This window comes from Bradyrhizobium uaiense, assembly GCF_010811875.1.
GTDB lineage: Bacteria > Pseudomonadota > Alphaproteobacteria > Rhizobiales > Xanthobacteraceae > Bradyrhizobium > Bradyrhizobium uaiense.
Genome location: NZ_VKHP01000183.1, coordinates 1 through 19,866 on the forward strand (window position 1 = coordinate 1; position 19,866 = coordinate 19,866).

Below are 19,866 nucleotides of genomic sequence, written 5' to 3' on the forward strand. Positions count from 1 at the left end.
CCCGGCGAGTGGACAACGCAAAAAGGGATTGACTGATCGAGGCCCGTTACAGAAGCGAAGCGTACCCCACCATTTGTGCCGACCATCCGCCTGTCGATCAACCAGGTCGTCGCGCTGGTCATGACGCTGCCCGGGCTGATCAGCAAGGCGCGGCAGACCCGTTTCGGCGACCAGAGCCTGCGCTATGCCTACCCGCTGGATTCATGGGCGATCGAGCAGCCGACCGATCCGGCCTGTCCGCCATTTATTCCGCTGTCATGCCCCGCTTCATGCGGGGCATCCAGTACGCCGCGGCCCCTCGGTTCAAGCACTGAAGTCTCTGGAATACTGGATCGCCCGGTCGAGCCGGGCGATGACAGCACGAATGGAGAAAGGTGAGTTAGCCTTACCCTGCGCTTTCACTTCCCTTTCACGAACGCCGCGAACGCATCGCCGTAATCCTTGTGCCAGCGTGACAGCGGCGGGCGGTTCTCTACGATGTCGCCGGCGGCCCACAGGATGCGGCGTTCGTCGAGCGCGCGCGGCACGTCGTTATCAGGGCAGAGGATATAGAAGTCGCCGGCATCGAGGCGTTCGATCATGAAGCCGACGGTCTGCTCCGATGTCCAGGCGCCGGCCGGCTTCTCGGTGCGGCCGCGTGCGGTGAGTCCGGTGAACACGAAGCCCGGGATCAGCAGATGTGCCGTGAGCTTCAGCCGTCGGTGTTGCGCAGCTCGTGTTGCAGCGCTTCGGTGAACGCCTTCACGCCGGCCTTGGAGACGTTGTAGGCGGGATCGCCCGGCGGCGTGGTGATGCCTTGCTTGGAGCCGGTGTTGATGATCAGCCCCGGCCGGCCGCGCTTGATCATGTTGGGGGCAAAGGCCTGGGTGCCGTTGATGACGCCCCACAGATTGACGCCAAGGATGCGCTGCCAATCGTCTGACGGACCGAACATCGCGCTGCCGGGCTGGATGCCGGCATTGTTCATCAGGATATCGGTGCCGCCGAATCTTTTTGCGACGGCGGCTTCGAGATTTGCGACCTCGTCGGCCCGACTGACGTCGACGGCAGCCGTCATGATGTCATCCGCGCCGCCGGGTGCGGCAGATGACAGTTTTGCCGCAGCCGCCTTCAGCCTGTCATCGCCGAGATCGGCGATGCAGACCTTCATGCCGGCTTCGGCAAACCGTATCGCGGCTGCGAGACCGATGCCGGATGCGCCTCCGGTGATCACGGCAACATGATTGGCTGATATCACGGGGTAAGGCATCTGTTGTCTCCGGACACATATGTGGCTGAGGTTATCATAGCGTTTTCAAGCGAAGTGGTTCCCATTCGCGTGAAGAAAACGCGTCAAACAGGAAACCCTTAGCATAATGCGCGTACCATGCATGCAGGCGCATGGGAGGTTTCATGCGCGCCACCATCTTCAACGTCGGCGCCGCTTTACGGTTGCGCGTCTGCGCTGTAGAATCGCCGATATAACGCTTCCAAAAGACCTCAGCCGACAATTTGACAGGGAGTGCAAACATGGCTGTTTCGCAGGCTATTCCGATCACGCGCCATCCTTATGCCGACGGCTCCTACAAGAAGATGCTGATCGACGGCAAATGGCTCGACGCCGCATCCGGCAAAAAGTTCGAAACCCATAACCCCGCCACCGGTGAATTGCTCGCGACGGTCGCCGAAGGCGATGCCGAGGATATCAACCGCGCGGTTGCGGCGGCGCGCCGCGCCTTCGAAGGGCCCTGGAGCAAGGTGAAGCCGTTCGAGCGGCAGAACATGCTGCTCAAGCTCGCCGAGCTGGTCGAAGCCAATTTCGAGGAATTGTCCCAGCTCGACACGCTCGACATGGGCGCGCCGATCAGCCGCACCCGCGGCAACCGGCTGCGCGTACTCGGCATGCTGCGCTACTACGCGGGACAAGCCACCGCGATCCACGGCGAGACCATCGAGAACTCGCTGCCCGGCGAGATCTTCTCCTACACGCTGAAGGAGCCGATCGGCGTGGTCGGCGCCATCATCCCGTGGAACGGGCCGCTGACCGCCTCGATCTGGAAGATCGGCCCTGCGATCGCGACCGGCTGCACCGTGGTGCTGAAGCCGGCCGAGGAATCGCCGCTGACCTCGCTGCGCATCGGCGAGCTCTGCATGGAGGCCGGCATTCCGCCCGGCGTCGTCAACGTCGTGCCGGGCTATGGCGAGACCGCGGGTGCTGCGCTCGCCAATCATCCCGATGTCGACAAAGTCGCCTTCACCGGCTCGCACGTCACGGGCCAGTCGATCATCCGTGCGTCGGCCGGCAACCTCAAGCGCGTGTCGCTCGAGCTCGGCGGCAAGTCGCCGGACATCGTGTTCGCCGACGCCGATCTCGATGCGGCGGTGCCGGGCGCGGCGATGGCGGTGTTCGCCAACTCAGGGCAGATCTGCAGCGCCGGCACGCGGCTGTTCATCGAGCAGAAGGTCTATGACGAATTCGTGGGCCGCGTCGCCGAGTTCGGCAAGAAGCTGCAGGTCGGCAACGGCCTCGATCCCAACACCCAGATCGGGCCGCTGGTGTCGAAGGGTCAGCTCGACCGCGTCTCCGGCTATCTCGACCTCGGCCAGAAGGAGGGCGCCAAGGCGCTGGCCGGCGGCGGTCGTCTCACCGAGGGCGCGCTGTCGAAGGGTTACTTCGTGCAGCCGACGGTGTTCGCCAATGTGCAGGACAACATGCGCATCGCGCAGGAGGAGATCTTCGGCCCGGTGATCTCGGCGATCTCGTTCAAGGACCCGGACGAGCTGATCAAGCGCGCCAACGCCACCACCTTCGGCCTCGGCTCCGGCGTCTGGACCACCAATGTCAGCAAGGCGCACCAGGTCGCGAAGGCGCTGCGCGCCGGATCGGTCTGGGTCAATTGCTACCAGGCAATGGATCCCGCGGTGCCGTTCGGCGGCTACAAGATGAGCGGCTACGGCCGCGAGTCCGGCAAGCAGCACGTCGAGGAGTATCTCAACGTCAAGGCAGTGTGGATCAAGACTGGTTAGGCGGTGCTTCCTGCCTCTCGCCGCCTGCGGCGGGCAATCGCATAATGGCATTGTAGTCATCCTTCGGGACGCCCGCCGTTGGCGGGCTCCTCAAGATGACGGGGTGATTGCTCAGCTTCCTCAGTGTCATCACCCGCGCATGCGGGTGATCCAGTATTCCAGAGACCGCAGTGCTTGAGCCGAAGGGCCGCGGCGTACTGGATCGCCCGGTCGAGCCGGGCGATGACGGTGGTGAAAGAGGAGACAGCCTCGCCAATTTCTGAATATTAGAAATATACCCCTGAGTTGCCCGACACGTCAAGATGCCTTGTCGCACGCCGGTCGCCGCCGGCTACTGTGCATGGGGTTGTTTTCGATATTTTCGCGGGCGCGTCCCTGCGACGGCCGGAGGTCCCTGCGTTTACCGCCCGACGGCCTTCTTCGGTTTGCCGATGTCGCTGCGCAGCGCCTCGAGATCCTTGCGCACGGCGCTCGCCGCATCGCGCTCGATCTTGCGGTAGCGTGCCACCAAAGACAGGCCGAACGGGGTCAGCACCGCGCCGCCGCCGTTCTTGCCGCCGGTCTGGCGTTCCACCGCCGCCTGGCGGCAGATGCGGTTGATCTCGTCGACCAGGTCCCAGGCGCGCTTGTAGCTCATGTCCATGGCGCGGCCGGCGGCCGAGATCGAGCCGCATTCCTTGATCTGCTCGAGCAGCAGGATCTTGCCCGGCCCGATCCGGTCCTCGGCATCGAGGTCGATGCGGACGCTCAGGGAGGGGAGCGATGAGGCGCTCGATTTCGACATGGGAGACCTGTTCTCGTGGCAACAGATTGCCACTACCCGCTTTTATGAACAAGATGAACCCGTTAGATAACGGGAAATCACATAAGATTAATTGGGGTAGGCATGAATCCTCCGTCGCTGTTCTCTCCGCTCAGGGTCGGCCCGTACCAGCTCAAGCATCGCGTCGTGATGGCGCCGCTGACGCGGATGCGGGCGGCGCGGCCGAGCCTCGCGCCGCGGCCGATGAACGCGGAATATTATGCGCAGCGCGCGACGCCCGGCGGCCTGCTGATCGCGGAAGCCTCGCCGGTGGTCGCCACCGGCTTCGGCAATCCCGGCGTCCCCGGCATCTACAGCGAGGCCCAGATCGCGGGCTGGCGCGAGGTGGTGGATGCCGTGCACGCCAAGGGCGGCTTGATCTTCCTGCAGCTCTGGCACGTCGGCCGCGTCTCGCATTCCTCGTTCCAGCCGGGTGGCGCGCTGCCGGTGGCGCCGTCGGCGGTCGCGATCCCCTCCGAGTTCAAATGCATGACCGCGGACGGCAAGGTGGTCGATTACGAGACGCCGCGTGCGCTCGAGACCAGTGAGGTCGCCCTGATGGTCGAGGCCTATCGTGAGGGCGCGAAGAACGCGCTCGTGGCCGGTTTCGACGGCGTCGAGATTCACGGCGCCAACGGCTATCTGATCGAGCAGTTCCTGCAATCGCGCAGCAATCAGCGCACCGACCAGTATGGCGGGTCGATCGAGAACCGCGTCCGCTTCCTGCTGGAGGTGACGCAGGCGGTGACCGAGATCTGGGGCGCCGATCGCGTCGGCGTGCGGCTCTCGCCCTACGGCATTGCCAATGGCAGCGGCGAGGCCGATCCGATGCCGCTCTACAGCCACGCCATCAAGGCGCTGGACAAGTTCGGGCTCGCCTATCTGCATTTCATCGAGCCGCGTGCCTCGGGCACGGGCCGAGCCGAGGTCGACTGGCAGAACGTGCCGTCCGCGATGGTGCTGTACCGCCCGATGTGGAGCGGTGTGCTGATCACCGCCGGCAATTTCGTCGGCGACAGCGCCGCGAGCGCGATCGCGGAAGGCCATGCCGATGCGATCGCGTTCGGCCGCTACTTCATCTCCAACCCGGACCTGCCGCGCCGCCTGCAACGCGGCTACCCGCTGACCAAGTACAACCGCGCCACTTTCTATGCCGGTGAGGAGAAGGGCTACACGGATTATCCCGCGCACGACGAGCTGGCGCAGGCTTGACTTCGCGTCATTGCGAGCGAAGCGAAGCAATCCATATCTCCGGGTATGCGGAGGGATGGATTGCTTCGTCGCTTCGCTCCTCGCAATGACGCCGAGCAATGGAGCGCCTCCCGATGTTTCCGGACGACGAGTTCGAGCCGACCAAGAAGCCCAAGCCTGTGGCGCTCGCAAAGCCTGCGGCCGGCCAATGCCTGTGCGGCAAGGTGCGGTTCGAGATTGACGTGCCGGCGCGCTGGGCCTGGCACGATCACACCGCCGCCAGCCGCCGTGCCCATGGCGCCGTTTATGCGACTTATGTCGGCAGCTGGCGCAAACGTTTCCGCATCACGCAAGGCGCGAGCGAGCTGTCGCGCTACGACGATGCCGCCACCAAGACCGCGCGCAGCTTCTGCGCCAATTGCGGCACGCCGATTTGTTACGAACGTGCGCGGTCGCCGCACATGGTCAACATCCCGCGCGCGCTGTTCTCGGGGCGCACCGGCCGGCAGCCGCTCTATCACATCGCGATCGAGGAACTGCAGGAATGGGCCTACACCGGCGAGCCGCTGGTGCCGCTGAAGGGCTATCCCGGCGTGGTCTGGCAGCGCTCGAAAAAGAAGAAGCGCAGCGAGCGCGAAGGGATGTTCTAGCGCGCGTCCTGCATCAGGCGCGCGCCTGCGGAATGCGGCCATGACCGGTCGCTCGATTGCTCCCGGAGCGCAAGTTTGGTCATCTCCCTTGATCCCGTCGGCCAACGCGCTGACAGGCCTGGAGGGAACATGAAGAATCGCATTACCGGCCGCTCGGCATTTCTGGCGCTGCTGAAGGATGAGGGCGTCACCCATCTGTTCGGCAATCCCGGCACCACCGAACTGCCGATCATGCACGCGCTGAAAGACCATCCCGATCTCACGTATGTGATGGCGATGCAGGAGAGTCTGGTGGTCGCGATGGCCGATGGCTTCAGCCGCGCCTCGGGCAAGCTCGTCGCCTGTAACGTGCATGTCGCGCCCGGTCTCGGCAATGCGATGGGTTCGCTCTACAACGCCAGCTTCACCGGCACGCCGCTGATCCTGACCGCCGGGCAGCAGGAGCAGGGCCACGGGCTGACCGAGCCGGTGCTCTACGGCCCGCTGGTGCAGATGGCCACTCCCTTGGTGAAGTGGGCGGTCGAGGTGACGCGGCTCGAAGACCTGCCGCGCATCGTGCGCCGCGCCGCCAAGATCGCCACCACGCCGCCGACCGGGCCGGTGTTCATCTCGCTGCCGGGCGACATCCTCAATTCGGAGGCCGGCATCGAACTCGGCCGCTCCACCCGGGTCGACACTCGTGTCCGGCCGTCGGAGGAGTCGCTGAAGGGGCTGGCTACGCGGATCCTGAAAGCGGAGCGTCCGGTGATCGTCGTCGGCGACGAGATCGTCAAAAGCGATGCGCTGCGCGAGGCGGCCGATCTTGCCGAGACGCTGGGCTGCCCGGCCTGGCAGTCGCCGACGCCCTATGGCTCGCACTTCCTTTCCGAAAGCCCGAGCTTCATGGGCGCGATCGCGCGGCTGCAGAAGGTCGCGCGCGATGCGCTGGCGCCGCATGATCTCTTGATCGCGCTCGGCGGCGATCCGCTGCGGATGTCCGTCTACAGCGAGATCGATCCGCTGCCGGACGGGCTCTCGATCGTGCAGGTCGGCCTGGTCGACAGCGATCTCGCCAAGAACTACGGCGCGGAGATCGCGGTCAAGGCCGACGTCAAGGAGACGCTGCGCGCGCTGGTCCCGGCATTGAAGGAGCTCGGCGGCGGTGCGCTGGAGACGCGTGCCAAACAGGGCCTCGCGGCGCTGTCGACGAAAAACTGGACGGCGAAGCGCAAGGCGTTGGTCGAGCAGATCTCGAAGGCCAGTCACACCTCGCCGATCGATCCCGATTGGCTTGCACTGCAGGTCGTCGAAGCGATGCCTGACAACGCGATCCTGGTCGACGAGGGCCTGACCTCGTCGCGGCAGATCCTCGCGCTGCGTGCGCATCGCGATCGTTACGGTTATCACGCGCTGGCGTCGGGCGGCATCGGCTGGGGCCTGCCGGCCGCGGTCGGCGTCAGCCTCGCCAATCCGCAGCGGCCGGTGGTGTGCTATTCCGGCGACGGCTCGTCGATGTATTCGATCCAGTCGCTGTGGACCGCCGCCAACCACAAGCTGCCGCTGACCTTCGTCATCGTCAACAATGGCGGCTACCGCATCATCAAGCAGCGCCTGCTCGCGTTCCATGGCGACGATCATTATGTCGGCATGGATTTCGTCGATCCGCCGGTCGATTTCACCGGCGTCGCGCGTTCGCTCGGGTTGGAGGCGATCAAGGTCACCGATCCGCAGGAGCTGAAGGGCGCAATGAAGTCGGCGTTCAGCCGCCCGGGTGCGAAGCTGATCGAGGTGATGGTGAGCAATTCGGTGAATTGAACGGCGCACGCTTGTTCTCACACCGTCACCCTGAGGAGCGCGAAGCGCGTCTCGAAGGGTCGACGGCCCGGCTGGTGGCCGTCGATCCTTCGAGGCTCGCTCCGCTCGCACCTCCAGCGACAAAGGCGAAGCCTTTGCGCGGGGATGACGGGACGAAGAGCGTCCTCTACTCCGCCGCTGCGCTCCGTTTCACCCGATAGCGGCTCGCCGGATGCGTGTCGTTGAGCTTTCTGCGCCCTTCGCCGAACAGCTTTTCGCGCAGCGTGCCTTTCGCATATTCTTTCTTGTAGCGGCCGCGCTTGGTCAGCTCCGGCACCAGCATGTCGGCGATATCCTCGAAATCGCCGGGCGAGATCGCAAAGGCGACGTTGAGGCCGTCGACGCCGGTGTCCTCGAACCATTGCTCGATCTTGTCGGCGACCTGCTCGGGTGAGCCGACCACCACGGGGCCGGCGCCGCCGATGCCGACATGCTCGGCAACCTCGCGCACGGTCCAGACCCGGTCGGGGTCGGCGCGGGTGACGTTGTCCATCGCGGAACGGCCGGCGTCGTTCTGCACGTGCCGCACCTCCTGGTCGAGCGAATAGGTCGAGAAGTCGACGCCGGTCCAGCCCGACATCAGCGCCAGCGCGCCCTTATGGCTGATGTGGCTGCGATACTCGGCGTATTTCGCCTTGGCTTCGGCCTCGGTCGGCGCCACCACGATGCACATCATCGAGAACATCAGGATCTCGGCGGCGTTGCGGCCCTTTGCGGCGGCGAGCTCGCGGATCGCCGACACCCGCGGGCCGATCACCTTGGCTGACGGGCCCGACATGAACACGCATTCGGCGTGCTCGGCGGCGAACTGCCGGCCGCGCGGCGAGGTGCCGGCCTGGTAGAGCACCGGCGTGCGCTGCGGCGACGGCTCCGACAGATGGATCGCGTTGAGCCGGTAGTTGTTGCCCTCGTGCTGCACGCGATGCACCTTCTTTGGATCCGTGAAGATGCCGCGCGCGACGTCGCGGATCGCGGCGTCGTCCTCCCAGCTGCCTTCCCAGAGCTTGTAGACCAGCTCCATATATTCGTCGGCGAGCTCGTAGCGGTCGTCATGTGCGGTCTGCTTGTCCTTGCCGGCGCCGCGCGCCGCGCTGTCGAGATAGCCGGTCACCACGTTCCAGCCGACCCGGCCGCCGGTCAGATGGTCGAGCGTCGACATCCGCCGCGCGAACGGGTAGGGCGGCTCGAAGGAGAGATTGCTGGTGACGCCGAAGCCGAGATTTTCGGTTACTGCAGCCATCGCCGGGATCAGCATCAGCGGCTCGTTGGCCGGGGTCTGCGCCGCGTTGCGCAGCGCCGCATCCGGATTGCCGGCATAGACGTCGTAGACGCCGAGCACGTCGGCGAGGAACAACCCGTCGAACCGGCCGCGCTCCAGCGTCTTCGCCAGATCGGTCCAGTAGGACAGCTTGTTGTAGTCCTTGGTGCGGTCGCGCGGATGGGTCCACAGCCCCGGCGACTGATGCGCCACGCAGTTCATGGCAAAGGCGTTGAGCCGGATTTGTTTTGTCATTGCCGTAACCTTGGTCGAAACCTTGCGCCGTGCTGCCCGGTCGATGCCGGGCATCCCCGCATCAACTTGTTGCGACTTCCCACGTTTTGGCAAGGCCCATTCGCATTTGGTGCCCTTCCGGTCGCGCGCCGATCCCGATAGGTTGCGGCTCTCCAGAAGCATGATCCGGATGCGCGACGCGGCGCTCCGGCAGGTTCATGCCAAGACGTGACCGGACGAAGGAACAATCATGGCGACACGGGCCGACGCAGTCGCAAACGCGCGAGAGCATTTTCAATCGGGACAGTTCTTGAAGGAGCTGGACCGCAGGGTCGGCTACCAGACCGAGAGCCTGAATGCCGACAAGGCTGATGCATTGCGCGCCTATCTGGTCGAGAATCTGCAGCCGGCCTTTGCCGAGCTCGATTTCAAGACCCGCCTGATCGAGTCGCCGACCGGCCGTGGCCCGTATCTGATCGCCGACTACCAGGAGAATGCCGCGCGCCCGACCGTGCTGACCTACGGCCATGGCGACGTCGTCGACGGCATGGTCGGCGAATGGCGCGACGGGCTCAATCCCTGGCAGACCACGGTCAAGGGCGACCGCGTCTACGGCCGCGGCACCGCCGACAACAAGGGCCAGCATTCGATCAACATGGCTGCGCTGCGGGCGGTGAAGCAGGCGCGCGGCGGCAAGCTCGGCTTCAACGCCAAGTTCATCATCGAAACCGGCGAGGAAATCGGCTCGCCCGATCTGCGCGAGGTCTGCGAGGCGCATCGCGAGGAGCTGAAAGCGGATCTGTTCATTGCCTCCGACGGGCCGCGGCTGTCGGGGGAGCGGCCGACCATCTTCCTCGGCTGCCGCGGCGGCAACCGCATCCATCTCGACGTCAATCTGCGCGAGGGCGGCAACCATTCCGGCAATTGGGGTGGCGTGCTCGCCAATCCCGCGACGATCCTGGCGAGCGCGATCGCGAGCCTCGTCGACGGCAAGGGCCGCATGAAGCTCGAGATCCTGAAGCCGCCGCCGATCTCGAACCGCGTCCGCGCCGCGCTCGCCGACGTCGAGATCAAGCCGACGGCGGACGAGCCTCAGTTGGCGGAAGATTGGGGCGAGGAGGGCCTGACCGCGGCCGAGCGGCTCTATGCCTGGAACACGCTCGAAGTGCTGGCGATGTCGTCGGGCAATATCGACAAGCCCGCCAACGCGATTCCCGGCAAGGCGAACGCGGTGCTGCAGCTCCGCTTCGTGGTCGGCACCAGGCATCTCGAGGTGATCGACGCGGTGCGCGACTATCTGCACAAGAACGGATTTCCGATGGTCGAAGTATCCGGTACGCAGCGCTTTGCCGCTTCGCGCACCGACATGGACAGCCCGTGGATCGACTGGGCGGCGAACTCGATCCGCACCACCACCGGCAAGGCGCCGGCGGTACTGCCGAACTTCGGCGGCTCGCTGCCGAACGACGTGTTCTCCGAAGGCCTCGGCCTGCCGACGATCTGGGTGCCGCATTCTTATCCGGGCTGCTCGCAGCACGCTCCCGACGAGCACATCCTGCTGCCGGTGACCGAGGAGGCGCTGACCATCATGGCCGGCCTGTTCTGGGATCTCGGCGAGACGCCGCACAAGGGGTGAAGGGCGGCGCTGGGCCAAGCAAAGACTGGATGGACTCCCTCGCCCCGCTCTTGCGGGGAGAGGGTGGGGTGAGGGGCCTCTCTCCACACGTGTGATCGACGTGAGACCTGTACCCCCTCACCCGGATTGCATCTGACGATGCAATCCGACCTCTCCCCGCAGGCGGGGAGAGGTGAAGCGAAACGAAACAGTGTCTAAAATGGCCAAGGAATCTAGATGACACTATCGACGCCGATTAACTCTCAGGTCAACGCCACCACCAAGAACAACATCACCCGCCTGATCGTCGCGACCTCGGTCGGCAATGCGCTCGAATGGTACGACATCTCGGTCTACGCCTATTTCGCGGTCTATCTCTCCAAGGCGTTCTTTCCGGCCAACGATCCGACCACCTCGTTGCTGCTGACCTTCGGCAGCTTCGGCCTGTCGTTCATGATCCGCCCGATCGGCGGCATCGTGCTCGGCGCCTATGCCGACCGGCACGGCCGCAAGGCCTCGCTGATGCTGTCGATCGTGTTGATGACAGCAGGCACGCTGGTGCTGGCGCTGATGCCGACTTATCAGACCATCGGCATCCTGGCGCCGATCGCGGTGATGCTGGCGCGGCTGGTGCAGGGCTTCTCCGCCGGCGGCGAGTTCGGCTCCTCGACCGCGTTCCTGGTCGAGCACATGCCGGAGCGGCGCGGCTTTGTCGCGAGCTGGCAGTTCGCAAGCCAGGGCGTCAGCGGCCTGCTCGGAGCGGGCTTCGGTGCGCTCTTGACCTCGCTGATGAGCCCGGAGGATCTGCAAGCCTGGGGCTGGCGGCTGCCGTTCCTGTTCGGCGTGCTGATCGGTCCGGTCGGCATCTACATCCGCAACCATGTCGAGGACGCCACGCCGCCGCCCGCGGCCGGAAAGCAGGGTTCGCCGGTCAGGGAGGTGCTGGCGCGGCAAAAGCTCGCCACGCTGCTTGCGATCGGTGCGCTCGCTGTGTCGACTGCGGTCAACTATCTGATCGTCTACATGCCGACCTATGTGGTGAAGACGCTCAACCTCGCGCCGTCGGTCGGGTTCATCGCCGCATTCGCCGCGCAGACGGCGGTTGCGTTGCTCGCGCCGATCGCAGGTCTTGTCTCCGACAAGATCGGACGCACCACGCACATGATCCTGTTTGCGCTATTGTTGCTGGTGTCGATCTTCCCGGCGTTCCTGCTGCTCACCGGCAAGCCGACGCCGATGATCATCCTGCTCGGCGTGCTCTGGCTCGGCGTGCTCAAGTCGCTGTATTACGGGCCGCTGGCCGCGCTGATGTCGGAGCTGTTTCCAGCGGCGACACGTGCCACCGGGCTCGGTCTCAGCTACAACATCGGCGTCACATTGTTCGGCGGCATGGGGCCGGCGATCATGACCTGGATGGGCGGCTTTGCGCCGATCGGCGAACTCGCGCCGGGCTATTATCTCACCGCGGTCTGTATCCTCAGCCTCGGCGCGCTCTTCACGATCCGAAGGATGCGGCTGGCGTAGCTGCATTCTGGTGATTTCGTGATACGAAATTCAAATATCTGCATTGCTGCAAAGCAGCGCAGATAGTTGAATTCAAAGTTTCATCTGACGAAAGTATACGGTGTCCGGCGTGCATCATCCGTCTTAGGATGATGTCCGCCGGGCAAGTCCACTGGTCGTGCCGGTTCAGGATTTGGAATTGAGGCAAGGAAGGCCAAGGCATGAACGCCTCCACGACTGCGACCGCGCGGACCAGCCGCAAGAGGCCACCGCCGGAGCCGGGCCAACCCGACAAGTTCAACGCGATCCAGAAGGTCTGCGCGATCCTGCGCGTGCTGGCGCAGCGCTCGCCGCTGCGGCTGACCGACATCGCCGACACCACCTCGCTGAACAAGGCGACTGCGCTGCGCATCCTCAACTCGCTGATCGAGGAAGGTTTTGTCAGCCGGGTCAGCGGCGCCAAGACCTATGAGCTCGGCCAGGAGGCGCGGGTGATGGCGGTCGGCGCGCGCCGCTCGGTCGACATCGCCGAGCTGGCGCAGCCGAGCCTGCTGCGGCTGTCGGAGCGCTCGGCCGATACCGCGCTGTTGTCGGTGCGCTCCGGCGTCGAGGCGCTGTATCTGGCGCGCTCGGTCGGCAGCCATCCGCTACAGCCGAACTATCTGCAGATCGGCAGCCGACGTCCGCTCGGCGTCGGTGCCGGTGCGCTGGCGCTGTTGGTCTGGCTGCCGGATGCCGAGATCGAGGCCGTGATCGAGGTGATCGTGCCGCGGCTGGCGAAATCGCCGCGCATCACGCCGAAGTTCCTGCGCGAGCGGATCGCCATGGCGCGCAAGGCCGGCCACACCGTGCTGCTCGACGCCGCGTTCCCCGGCATGGGTGGCGTCGGCGTCCCCGTCCGTGACGATGCCGGCGAGGTGGTCGCCGCGTTGTCGATCGGTGCGGCAAGTGACCGCATCCGCCGCCGCGAAAGCGAGCTCGCCGACATGCTGAAGAAGGAAGCCCAGGTGCTCGCGCGCGCGATGGCGCAGGCGCCGAAGAATGGACGTGCCGTCAAGGCGAGTTGAGATGCCGCCGCGGCCCGCGCGCTGAACCGGCACGCCGCGTTTGGTCAAGCGAATAATCCAGGGAACCCAAGGGCATCGGCGCCTTGCGGGATCGCGGCCTTCCGGTCATCATGGGTCGTCCGCCGCAGGAAACTTCCCCGACAGATGACGCGATTGCCCGACGCCACCGACGACGCTGTCACGACGGCGTTTGCCGGCCTTCCCGCATTGCTCGACCGCGCGCCTTCGCTGGTCTCGCGCGGGCGGCTGCTCGATTGCGACTGCCTGATCGGTGCGATGGCGCGGCCGTTTCATGCCGCGATCCGCAATGGGCGCATCGTCGAGCTTGTCCCTTCGCCGATCCTGATGCGCTCGTGGCGCTTTGCCTATCGCGCGACGCCGCAGGCCTGGGCCGCCTATTGGCAGGCCGAACCGACGCCCGGCTGGCATGATCTGCTGGCGCTGACCAAGCGCGGCGAGGCGGTGCTGGAGGGCGATCTCTATCCCTTCATGACGCATCTGCAATACTTCAAGGACCTGCTGGCGCTGCCGCGGCAGCATTTCGCGGCAGCCGTATCATGAGCGGAACCGTCATGAACGGTCATATCGAGCCGATGGTCGGCCGCTACGTGCACGTCGAGATCGGCGACGAGCTGCACCGCATCTATTTCGAGGAGAACGGCAAGGGCATTCCGCTGGTCTGCCTGCACACCGCGGGATCAGACGCGCGGCAGTGGCGCCATCTGCTCGCTGACGAGCAATTTGCCGAAAAATTCCGCATCATTGCCTTCGATATGCCCTGGCATGGCAAGTCGAATCCGCCGATGAGCTGGACCGGCGATGAATACCAACTCACCACTGCACGCTACACCGAAACCATCCGCGCGTTCTGCCGTGCGCTGGGTCTGGAGAAGCCTGTCGTGATGGGCTGCTCGATCGGCGGCCGCATCGTGCTCAACCTTGCGATCGAACATGCCGCCGAGTTCCGCGCGCTGATCGGGCTCGAGGCCGCGGATTTCCAGGCGCCGTGGTACGACACCGACTGGCTGAACCGGCCGGACGTTCACGGCGGCGAGGTCTGCGCTGCGCTGGTGTCGGGGCTGATCGCGCCGCAGAGCCCCGAAGCTGCGCGGACGGAAACGCTGTGGGCCTACAAGCAGGGCGGCCCCGGTGTGTTCAAGGGCGACCTCTATTTCTACCGTGTCGACGGCGACCTGCGCGGCCGGGTCGCGTCAATCGATACTAAAGTATGCAACCTCTATCTCCTCACGGGCGAGTATGATTTCTCCTGCACGCCCGAGGACACGAGGCGGACCGCAGCGGCAATAGGGGGCGCCAGCGTCACGATCATGGAGAAGCTCGGTCATTTTCCGATGAGCGAGAATCCCGAACAGTTTCGCGGCTACATCGCACCCGTCCTCGCCGACATTCTCACGCACTAGATCGACCGTTTCCACGAAGGAGTAGACGTATGACACCCAAATATCTCATCGGCTTCGCGCTCGCCGCCGCGCTCGGCGCGAGCCAGGCGCAGGCCCAGGAGCTGACCGGCACGCTGAAGAACATCAAGGACACCGGCGCGATCACGCTCGGCTACCGTGACTCGTCGATCCCGTTCTCCTATCTCGACGACAACCAGAAGCCCGTCGGCTACGCGATGGACATCTGCTACAAGATCGTCGATGCCGTGAAGAAGGAGCTGAAGCTCGACAAGCTCGAGGTCAAGCTCAACCCGGTCACTTCGGCGACGCGCATTCCACTGATGGCCAACGGCACCGTCGACCTCGAATGCGGCTCGACCACCAACAATGCCGAGCGCCAGAAGCAGGTCTCCTTCACCAACAGCCACTTCCTGACCGCCAGCCGCTACGTCACGAAGAAGGCGAACAAGATCAATTCGATCGATGATCTGAAGGGCAAGACGGTGGTCTCGACCGCCGGCACCACCAACATCAAGCAGCTCACCGAGGCCAACCTTGCGCGCGGGCTGAGCGTCAATATCATCCCCGCCAAGGATCATGCCGAGGCCTTCCTGATGGTCGAGACCGATCGCGCGGTTGCCTTCGTGATGGACGACATCCTGCTCGCCAGCCTCGTCGCCGGCTCGAAGTCGCCGGACGACTACGTCATCTCCAAGGACGCGTTCTCCAAGCCCGAACCCTACGGCATCATGCTGCGCAAGGACGACGCGCCGTTCAAGAAGGTCGTCGACGCCGCCACCGCGGCGCTCTACACCAGCGGCGAGGGCCAGAAGATCTATGACAAGTGGTTCACCCAGAAGATCCCGCCGAAGGGCCTCAATCTCAACTCGCCGGCTGGACCGGAGATGAAGAAGCAGTTTGCGAAGCCGGCGGATTCGCCTGATCCGGATGCGTATCTGGTGAACTGATCGCAGTGTTGCGCATGACCCGTCGCCATCGGCGGCGGGGCCCGAAAATAAACGTGTCCGGCCATTTTGGAGGAAAATGGCCGGACATTTGCATAGACGCCGCGCGCCAAGTCGGCGTAATGCGTGATCGCCGCGGCCGCGCGTGGGGGACCCGTGAACTATAATTGGAACTGGCACATCTTTCTTGAGCCGAACCCGATGGGGACCGGCACCTATCTCGACCTGTTGCTGTCGGGACTGGTGGTCACCGTCAAGGTATCGGTGCTCGCCTGGATCATCGCGCTGGTGACCGGCTCGGTGATCGGCGTGCTGCGCACGCTGCCGTCGCGGACGGCGTCGTGGATCGGCTTCTGCTGGGTCGAGTTCTTCCGCAACATGCCGCTGCTGGTGCAGCTGTTCCTGTGGTTCTTCGTGCTGCCTGAGCTGCTGCCGCGGACCGCCGGACTGTGGCTGAAGCAGTTGCCGAATGCGCCGTTCTGGACGGCTGCGATCGGCGTCGGGCTCTTCATGTCGGCGCGCGTCGCCGTGCAGTTGCAGGCCGGCATCACCTCGCTGCCGCGCGGGCAGAAGCAGGCCTCGACGGCGCTCGGCCTCACCACGGTGCAGACCTATCGCTACGTGCTGCTGCCGATGGCGTTCCGCATTATCCTGCCGCCGTTGACCTCCGAATTCCTCAACACCATCAAGAACAGTGCGGTCGCCATCACCATCGGCCTGATCGAATTGACCGGCCAGGCGCGGTCGATGCAGGAATTCTCGTTCCAGGTGTTCGAGGCGTTCACCGCGGCAACCGTGCTCTATCTTCTCCTCAATTTCGTCGTGGTGACCGCGATGCGCTTCCTCGAGCGCTATGTCGCGATCCCCGGCTACATCACGGGCAAATGACCATGCTCGGCAATTTCGATTTCGACGTCATCCGCCGCGCGCTGCCCTATCTGTTCTTCGAGGGCATGCGCTTCACGCTGACCTTGACGGCGCTTGCAGCGTTCGGCGGCCTCGTGTTCGGCACACTGATCGCCTTGATGCGATTGTCGAGCTACAAATGGCTCGGGCGTATCGCCGGCTTCTATGTCGACTTCATCCGCTCGCTGCCGCTGGTGCTGGTGATCTTCTGGTTCTACTTCCTGGTGCCGTATATCGGGCAGTGGCTGACCGGCGCGTCGCGGCCGATCACGGTCGGCGCCTTCGCCTCCTCGCTGATCACCTTCATCGCATTCGAGGCGGCGTACTTCTCCGAGATCATGCGCGCCGGCATCCAGTCGATCTCGAAGGGCCAGCCGGCCGCGGCCAGCGCGCTCGGCCTGACCTACGCGCAGTCGATGCGCTACGTCGTGCTGCCGCAGGCGTTCCGCAACATGCTTCCGGTGCTGCTGACGCAGACCATCGTGCTGTTCCAGGACACCTCGCTGGTCTACGTGCTGTCGATCCCGGATTTCCTCGGCGCGGCCAGCAAGGTCGCGCAGCGCGACGGCCGTCTGGTCGAAATGTATCTGTTCGCCGCGCTGGTCTACTTCGTCATTTCCTGTGTCGCTTCCTTTGGCGTCCGCCGCCTGCAGTCGCGCATTGCCATTGTTCGCTGAACAAACAAGTCGAGCCATCATGATCGAGATCAATCACGTCAATAAATGGTACGGGCCGACCTTCCAGGTGCTGAAGGACTGCACCACCAGCGTCGCCAAGGGCGAAGTGGTGGTGGTCTGCGGCCCGTCCGGTTCGGGCAAGTCGACCCTGATCAAATGCGTCAACGCGCTGGAGCCGATCCAGGGCGGCGACATCACACTCGACGGCGTCAAGGTGAACGATCCCAAGACCGACCTGCCGAAGCTGCGCTCGCGCGTCGGCATGGTGTTCCAGCACTTCGAGCTGTTCCCGCATCTGCGCATCATCGACAACCTCCGCCTCGCGCAGGAGAAGGTGCTGGGCCGCAAGTCTGACGATGCCACGGCCAAGGGCATGAAGCTCCTGGAGCGCGTCGGGTTGAAGGATCACGCCAAGAAGTTTCCCGCCGAATTGTCCGGCGGTCAGCAGCAGCGCGTCGCGATCGCACGCGCGCTGGCGATGGACCCGATCGCGATGCTGTTCGACGAGCCGACCTCGGCGCTCGACCCGGAGATGATCAGCGAGGTGCTCGACGTCATGGTCGACCTCGCCCGCGAGGGCATGACCATGATGGTGGTGACCCACGAAATGGGCTTTGCCAACAAGGTCGCCGACCGCGTCATCTTCATGGACCGCGGCGAGATCGTCGAGGACGCCAAGAAGGCCGACTTCTTCGGCACGCCCCGCAGCGACCGCGCGCAGAAGTTCCTGTCGAAGATCTTGCAGCATTAGGGCTGGAGGCGCCGGTCCTCCCAGCTCGTCATTCCGGGGCGCGCGCAGCGCGAGCCCGGAATCCATTGAGCCGCATCACCCATGGTGGAATGGATTCCGGGCTCGATGCTTCGCATCGCCCCGGAATGACGACGCGGAGGGTTTTCCCCCGTTAACAATTTGCGTATACGAAAGCCCAGAACTCCCCCTTCGTCCGCAGGAGAACTCGCGTGGAAAAGATCGCTTACGTCAACGGCTCGTTCGTGCCGCATTCCGAGGCCAAGGTCTCGGTGTTCGATCGCGGTTTCCTGTTCGCCGATGGCATCTACGAGGTGGCGGCGGTGCTCGAGGGCAAGCTGATCGACAACGCCTCGCATCTGGCCCGGCTGAAGCGCTCGGTCGGCGAGATCGAGCTGGCGCTGCCCGAGACGCTCGAGCGGATCGAGGAGATCCAGAAGGAGCTGGTCAAGCGCAACGACCTCGTCAACGGCATGGTCTATCTCGAGGTTACCCGCGGCGCCGACAAGGGGCGCGACTTCGCCTTCCCGAAGGCCGACGTCAAGCCGACCCTGGTGATGTTCACCTCGGAAAAGGACATCATCAACGCGCCATCGGCCAAGACCGGCATCAACGTCATCACGGTGCCCGACATCCGCTGGGAGCGGCGCGACATCAAGAGCGTGGCGCTGCTCGCGCAGGTGCTGGCCAAGCAGGCTGCCGCCGCGGCCGGCGCCGGCGAAGCCTGGATGATCGAGGACGGCAAGGTCACCGAGGGCGGCTCGTCCTCGTCCTTCATCGTCACCCAGGACGATGTCATCGTGACCCGGCAGAACGGCAACGAGATCCTGCCCGGCTGCACCCGCAAGGCGGTGGTCAAGCTTGCCGAGGAGCGCCAGCTTCGCATCGAGGAGCGTTCCTTCACGGTCGAGGAAGCGCTCGCCGCCAAGGAAGCCTTCATCACCAGCGCCTCGGTGTTCGTGCAGGGCGTGGTCGCGATCGACGGCAAGAAGGTCGGCAACGGCAAGGTCGGTCCGATGACCGATCGCCTGCGCGAGATCTATGTCGAGTTCGCGAGGGCGACGGCGGTTTGATCTGTCCTCACTCGCGGTGTCATCGCCCGGCGCGACCGGGCGATCCAGTATCCAGAGGCCGCCGTGCTAGAGCCGAGAAGCCGCGGCGTACTGGATGCCCCGCATGAAGCGGGGCATGACAGTGGAATAGATGGCGGACAGTATCGCCCTCACGCCGCCACCTTCACCTTCACCGGATGCACCGCGCGGAAGCCGATCGCGATCCGGTTCCAGGCGTTGATGGCGCCGATCAGCGTGGTCAGGTTGACCAGCTCGCTGTCGGTGAATTGCGCACGCACCGCCTCATAGTCGGCGTCGGGCGCATGCGTCTCTGAAACCAGCGTCAACGCTTCGGTCCAGGCCAGCGCCGCGCGCTCGCGCTCGGAGTAGAGCGGCGACTCGCGCCAGGCGTTGAGCAGATAGAGCCGCTGCTCGGTCTCGCCGTGCTTGCGGGCGTCCTCGGTGTGCATGTTGATGCAGTAGGCGCAGCCGTTGATCTGCGAGGCGCGGGTCTTGACCAGCTCGATCAGCGATTGCTCGAGGCCGCTCGCGGTGATCTGGCTTTCGACCGCGACCAGCGCTTTGATGGTCTCGGGGGCGGCCTGGTAGAAGTTCATCCGGGGTTTCATGGTCGTTCTCCTTGGTTGAGGGTTTCTAATGCGCACCACCGCCGCCAGCGAGCTGGCCCGGCTTCTTCAGGAACAGTGTCGCCACCAGTGCGACAATCAGGGCTACGCCGAGCAGGTAGAAGGTGTCGCTGAAGGCGAGGATGTAGGCCTGCTTCTGCACGACATTGCCGACCGCCGCGATCGCACGGTGGGCGGCGGCTGCCTGGTCGGCGACGCCGTGGTTCAGGAAATACTGGGTCAATCCTTCAATCCGCGTGCGGGTCGCCTGTTCCAGCATGGAGACCGACTGCATCAGCACGTTGGAGTGATACTGCTCGCGCTTGGTCAGCA

The 19,866-nt window shown here is 64.7% G+C and carries 19 protein-coding genes and 2 pseudogenes; 15 read left to right on the forward strand and 6 right to left on the reverse strand.

The window, feature by feature from the left end; genetic code table 11:
* Positions 1–75 precede the first annotated feature (75 nt).
* Positions 76–378 (forward strand): hypothetical protein, encoded by a 303-nt coding sequence (locus FNJ47_RS32845; protein WP_163160085.1) that lies wholly within the window; start codon positions 76–78, stop codon positions 376–378.
* Between the two features lie 20 nt (positions 379–398).
* On the opposite strand, the pseudogene FNJ47_RS32850 reads toward FNJ47_RS32845, so the two are convergent.
* Positions 399–1,249: pseudogene (locus tag FNJ47_RS32850) on the reverse strand (SDR family NAD(P)-dependent oxidoreductase).
* 34 nt (positions 1,250–1,283) lie between these two features.
* Complete coding sequence (locus FNJ47_RS32855) at positions 1,284–1,511, reverse strand: hypothetical protein (RefSeq protein WP_163160086.1); 228 nt, start codon at positions 1,509–1,511, stop codon at positions 1,284–1,286.
* Between FNJ47_RS32855 and FNJ47_RS32860 the strand changes: the two genes are divergently transcribed.
* Entirely contained in the window at positions 1,510–3,006 is a 1,497-nt protein-coding gene (locus FNJ47_RS32860; protein ID WP_163160087.1) for an aldehyde dehydrogenase family protein, read from the forward strand. The genes FNJ47_RS32855 and FNJ47_RS32860 overlap by 2 nt on opposite strands.
* A gap of 400 nt (positions 3,007–3,406) precedes the next feature.
* Here the strand turns inward: FNJ47_RS32860 and FNJ47_RS32865 are convergent, their stop codons facing one another.
* Positions 3,407–3,790 (reverse strand): winged helix-turn-helix domain-containing protein, encoded by a 384-nt coding sequence (locus FNJ47_RS32865; RefSeq protein WP_163160088.1) that lies wholly within the window; start codon positions 3,788–3,790, stop codon positions 3,407–3,409.
* Between the two features lie 102 nt (positions 3,791–3,892).
* On the opposite strand from FNJ47_RS32865, the gene FNJ47_RS32870 reads away from it, so the two are divergent.
* The 3 genes from FNJ47_RS32870 to FNJ47_RS32880 all read left to right on the forward strand — a co-directional run bounded on the left by FNJ47_RS32870 (position 3,893) and on the right by FNJ47_RS32880 (position 7,443).
* Positions 3,893–5,020 carry an alkene reductase gene (locus tag FNJ47_RS32870; RefSeq protein ID WP_163160089.1) on the forward strand — a complete coding sequence of 376 codons (1,128 nt, stop codon included), beginning with the start codon at positions 3,893–3,895 and terminating at the stop codon, positions 5,018–5,020.
* A gap of 113 nt (positions 5,021–5,133) precedes the next feature.
* On the forward strand, positions 5,134–5,649 hold the full coding sequence (locus FNJ47_RS32875) for a GFA family protein (protein ID WP_236000229.1): 516 nt from the start codon (positions 5,134–5,136) through the stop codon (positions 5,647–5,649).
* A 129-nt stretch (positions 5,650–5,778) separates the two neighbouring features.
* On the forward strand, positions 5,779–7,443 hold the full coding sequence (locus tag FNJ47_RS32880) for a thiamine pyrophosphate-binding protein (protein ID WP_163160090.1): 1,665 nt from the start codon (positions 5,779–5,781) through the stop codon (positions 7,441–7,443).
* A 166-nt stretch (positions 7,444–7,609) separates the two neighbouring features.
* Here FNJ47_RS32880 and FNJ47_RS32885 read toward each other — a convergent pair whose 3' ends face one another.
* Positions 7,610–8,995, reverse strand: a complete 1,386-nt coding sequence (locus FNJ47_RS32885; RefSeq protein WP_163160091.1) for an LLM class flavin-dependent oxidoreductase — start codon at positions 8,993–8,995, stop codon at positions 7,610–7,612.
* Between the two features lie 229 nt (positions 8,996–9,224).
* Between FNJ47_RS32885 and FNJ47_RS32890 the strand changes: the two genes are divergently transcribed.
* The 10 genes from FNJ47_RS32890 to FNJ47_RS32935 all read left to right on the forward strand — a co-directional run bounded on the left by FNJ47_RS32890 (position 9,225) and on the right by FNJ47_RS32935 (position 18,928).
* Positions 9,225–10,610, forward strand: a complete 1,386-nt coding sequence (locus FNJ47_RS32890; protein ID WP_163160092.1) for a M20 family metallopeptidase — start codon at positions 9,225–9,227, stop codon at positions 10,608–10,610.
* 216 nt (positions 10,611–10,826) lie between these two features.
* On the forward strand, positions 10,827–12,113 hold the full coding sequence (locus FNJ47_RS32895) for an MFS transporter (protein ID WP_163160093.1): 1,287 nt from the start codon (positions 10,827–10,829) through the stop codon (positions 12,111–12,113).
* Positions 12,114–12,313: 200 nt separating this feature from the next.
* Positions 12,314–13,159 carry an IclR family transcriptional regulator gene (locus tag FNJ47_RS32900; RefSeq protein ID WP_163160094.1) on the forward strand — a complete coding sequence of 282 codons (846 nt, stop codon included), beginning with the start codon at positions 12,314–12,316 and terminating at the stop codon, positions 13,157–13,159.
* A 144-nt stretch (positions 13,160–13,303) separates the two neighbouring features.
* Complete coding sequence (locus FNJ47_RS32905; protein ID WP_163160095.1) at positions 13,304–13,720, forward strand: hypothetical protein; 417 nt, start codon at positions 13,304–13,306, stop codon at positions 13,718–13,720.
* A complete protein-coding gene (locus FNJ47_RS32910; protein WP_206685370.1) occupies positions 13,717–14,580 on the forward strand; it encodes an alpha/beta fold hydrolase in 864 nt (287 codons plus the stop codon). Before FNJ47_RS32905 ends, FNJ47_RS32910 begins: the two co-directional genes overlap by 4 nt.
* Positions 14,581–14,609: 29 nt before the next feature.
* Positions 14,610–15,527, forward strand: a complete 918-nt coding sequence (locus FNJ47_RS32915; protein WP_163160096.1) for an amino acid ABC transporter substrate-binding protein — start codon at positions 14,610–14,612, stop codon at positions 15,525–15,527.
* A 153-nt stretch (positions 15,528–15,680) separates the two neighbouring features.
* Entirely contained in the window at positions 15,681–16,412 is a 732-nt protein-coding gene (locus FNJ47_RS32920; protein ID WP_163160097.1) for an ABC transporter permease subunit, read from the forward strand.
* A 2-nt stretch (positions 16,413–16,414) separates the two neighbouring features.
* Complete coding sequence (locus FNJ47_RS32925; protein WP_050405694.1) at positions 16,415–17,107, forward strand: amino acid ABC transporter permease; 693 nt, start codon at positions 16,415–16,417, stop codon at positions 17,105–17,107.
* A 19-nt stretch (positions 17,108–17,126) separates the two neighbouring features.
* Positions 17,127–17,858 (forward strand): amino acid ABC transporter ATP-binding protein, encoded by a 732-nt coding sequence (locus FNJ47_RS32930; RefSeq protein ID WP_163160098.1) that lies wholly within the window; start codon positions 17,127–17,129, stop codon positions 17,856–17,858.
* Positions 17,859–18,067: 209 nt separating this feature from the next.
* A complete protein-coding gene (locus FNJ47_RS32935) occupies positions 18,068–18,928 on the forward strand; it encodes a D-amino-acid transaminase (protein WP_163160099.1) in 861 nt (286 codons plus the stop codon).
* A gap of 149 nt (positions 18,929–19,077) precedes the next feature.
* On the opposite strand, the gene FNJ47_RS32940 is transcribed toward FNJ47_RS32935, so the two are convergent.
* Both FNJ47_RS32940 and FNJ47_RS32945 read right to left on the reverse strand, forming a co-directional pair.
* Complete coding sequence (locus tag FNJ47_RS32940) at positions 19,078–19,536, reverse strand: carboxymuconolactone decarboxylase family protein (RefSeq protein ID WP_092123976.1); 459 nt, start codon at positions 19,534–19,536, stop codon at positions 19,078–19,080.
* A gap of 25 nt (positions 19,537–19,561) precedes the next feature.
* Positions 19,562–19,866, reverse strand: a pseudogene (locus FNJ47_RS32945) (multidrug efflux MFS transporter); the annotation flags it as partial.

Coding starts and splice junctions, on each gene's coding strand:
- FNJ47_RS32865 (WP_163160088.1), bottom strand. CDS start 3,790: ATGTCGAAATCGAGCGCCTCATCGCTCCCCTCCCTGAGCGTCCGCATC.
- FNJ47_RS32880 (WP_163160090.1), top strand. CDS start 5,779: ATGAAGAATCGCATTACCGGCCGCTCGGCATTTCTGGCGCTGCTGAAG.
- FNJ47_RS32905 (WP_163160095.1), top strand. CDS start 13,304: ATGACGCGATTGCCCGACGCCACCGACGACGCTGTCACGACGGCGTTT.
- FNJ47_RS32930 (WP_163160098.1), top strand. CDS start 17,127: ATGATCGAGATCAATCACGTCAATAAATGGTACGGGCCGACCTTCCAG.
- FNJ47_RS32940 (WP_092123976.1), bottom strand. CDS start 19,536: ATGAAACCCCGGATGAACTTCTACCAGGCCGCCCCCGAGACCATCAAA.
- FNJ47_RS32895 (WP_163160093.1), top strand. CDS start 10,827: ATGACACTATCGACGCCGATTAACTCTCAGGTCAACGCCACCACCAAG.
- FNJ47_RS32870 (WP_163160089.1), top strand. CDS start 3,893: ATGAATCCTCCGTCGCTGTTCTCTCCGCTCAGGGTCGGCCCGTACCAG.
- FNJ47_RS32910 (WP_206685370.1), top strand. CDS start 13,717: ATGAGCGGAACCGTCATGAACGGTCATATCGAGCCGATGGTCGGCCGC.
- FNJ47_RS32885 (WP_163160091.1), bottom strand. CDS start 8,995: ATGACAAAACAAATCCGGCTCAACGCCTTTGCCATGAACTGCGTGGCG.
- FNJ47_RS32915 (WP_163160096.1), top strand. CDS start 14,610: ATGACACCCAAATATCTCATCGGCTTCGCGCTCGCCGCCGCGCTCGGC.
- FNJ47_RS32860 (WP_163160087.1), top strand. CDS start 1,510: ATGGCTGTTTCGCAGGCTATTCCGATCACGCGCCATCCTTATGCCGAC.
- FNJ47_RS32855 (WP_163160086.1), bottom strand. CDS start 1,511: ATGTTTGCACTCCCTGTCAAATTGTCGGCTGAGGTCTTTTGGAAGCGT.
- FNJ47_RS32875 (WP_236000229.1), top strand. CDS start 5,134: ATGTTTCCGGACGACGAGTTCGAGCCGACCAAGAAGCCCAAGCCTGTG.
- FNJ47_RS32890 (WP_163160092.1), top strand. CDS start 9,225: ATGGCGACACGGGCCGACGCAGTCGCAAACGCGCGAGAGCATTTTCAA.
- FNJ47_RS32900 (WP_163160094.1), top strand. CDS start 12,314: ATGAACGCCTCCACGACTGCGACCGCGCGGACCAGCCGCAAGAGGCCA.
- FNJ47_RS32925 (WP_050405694.1), top strand. CDS start 16,415: ATGCTCGGCAATTTCGATTTCGACGTCATCCGCCGCGCGCTGCCCTAT.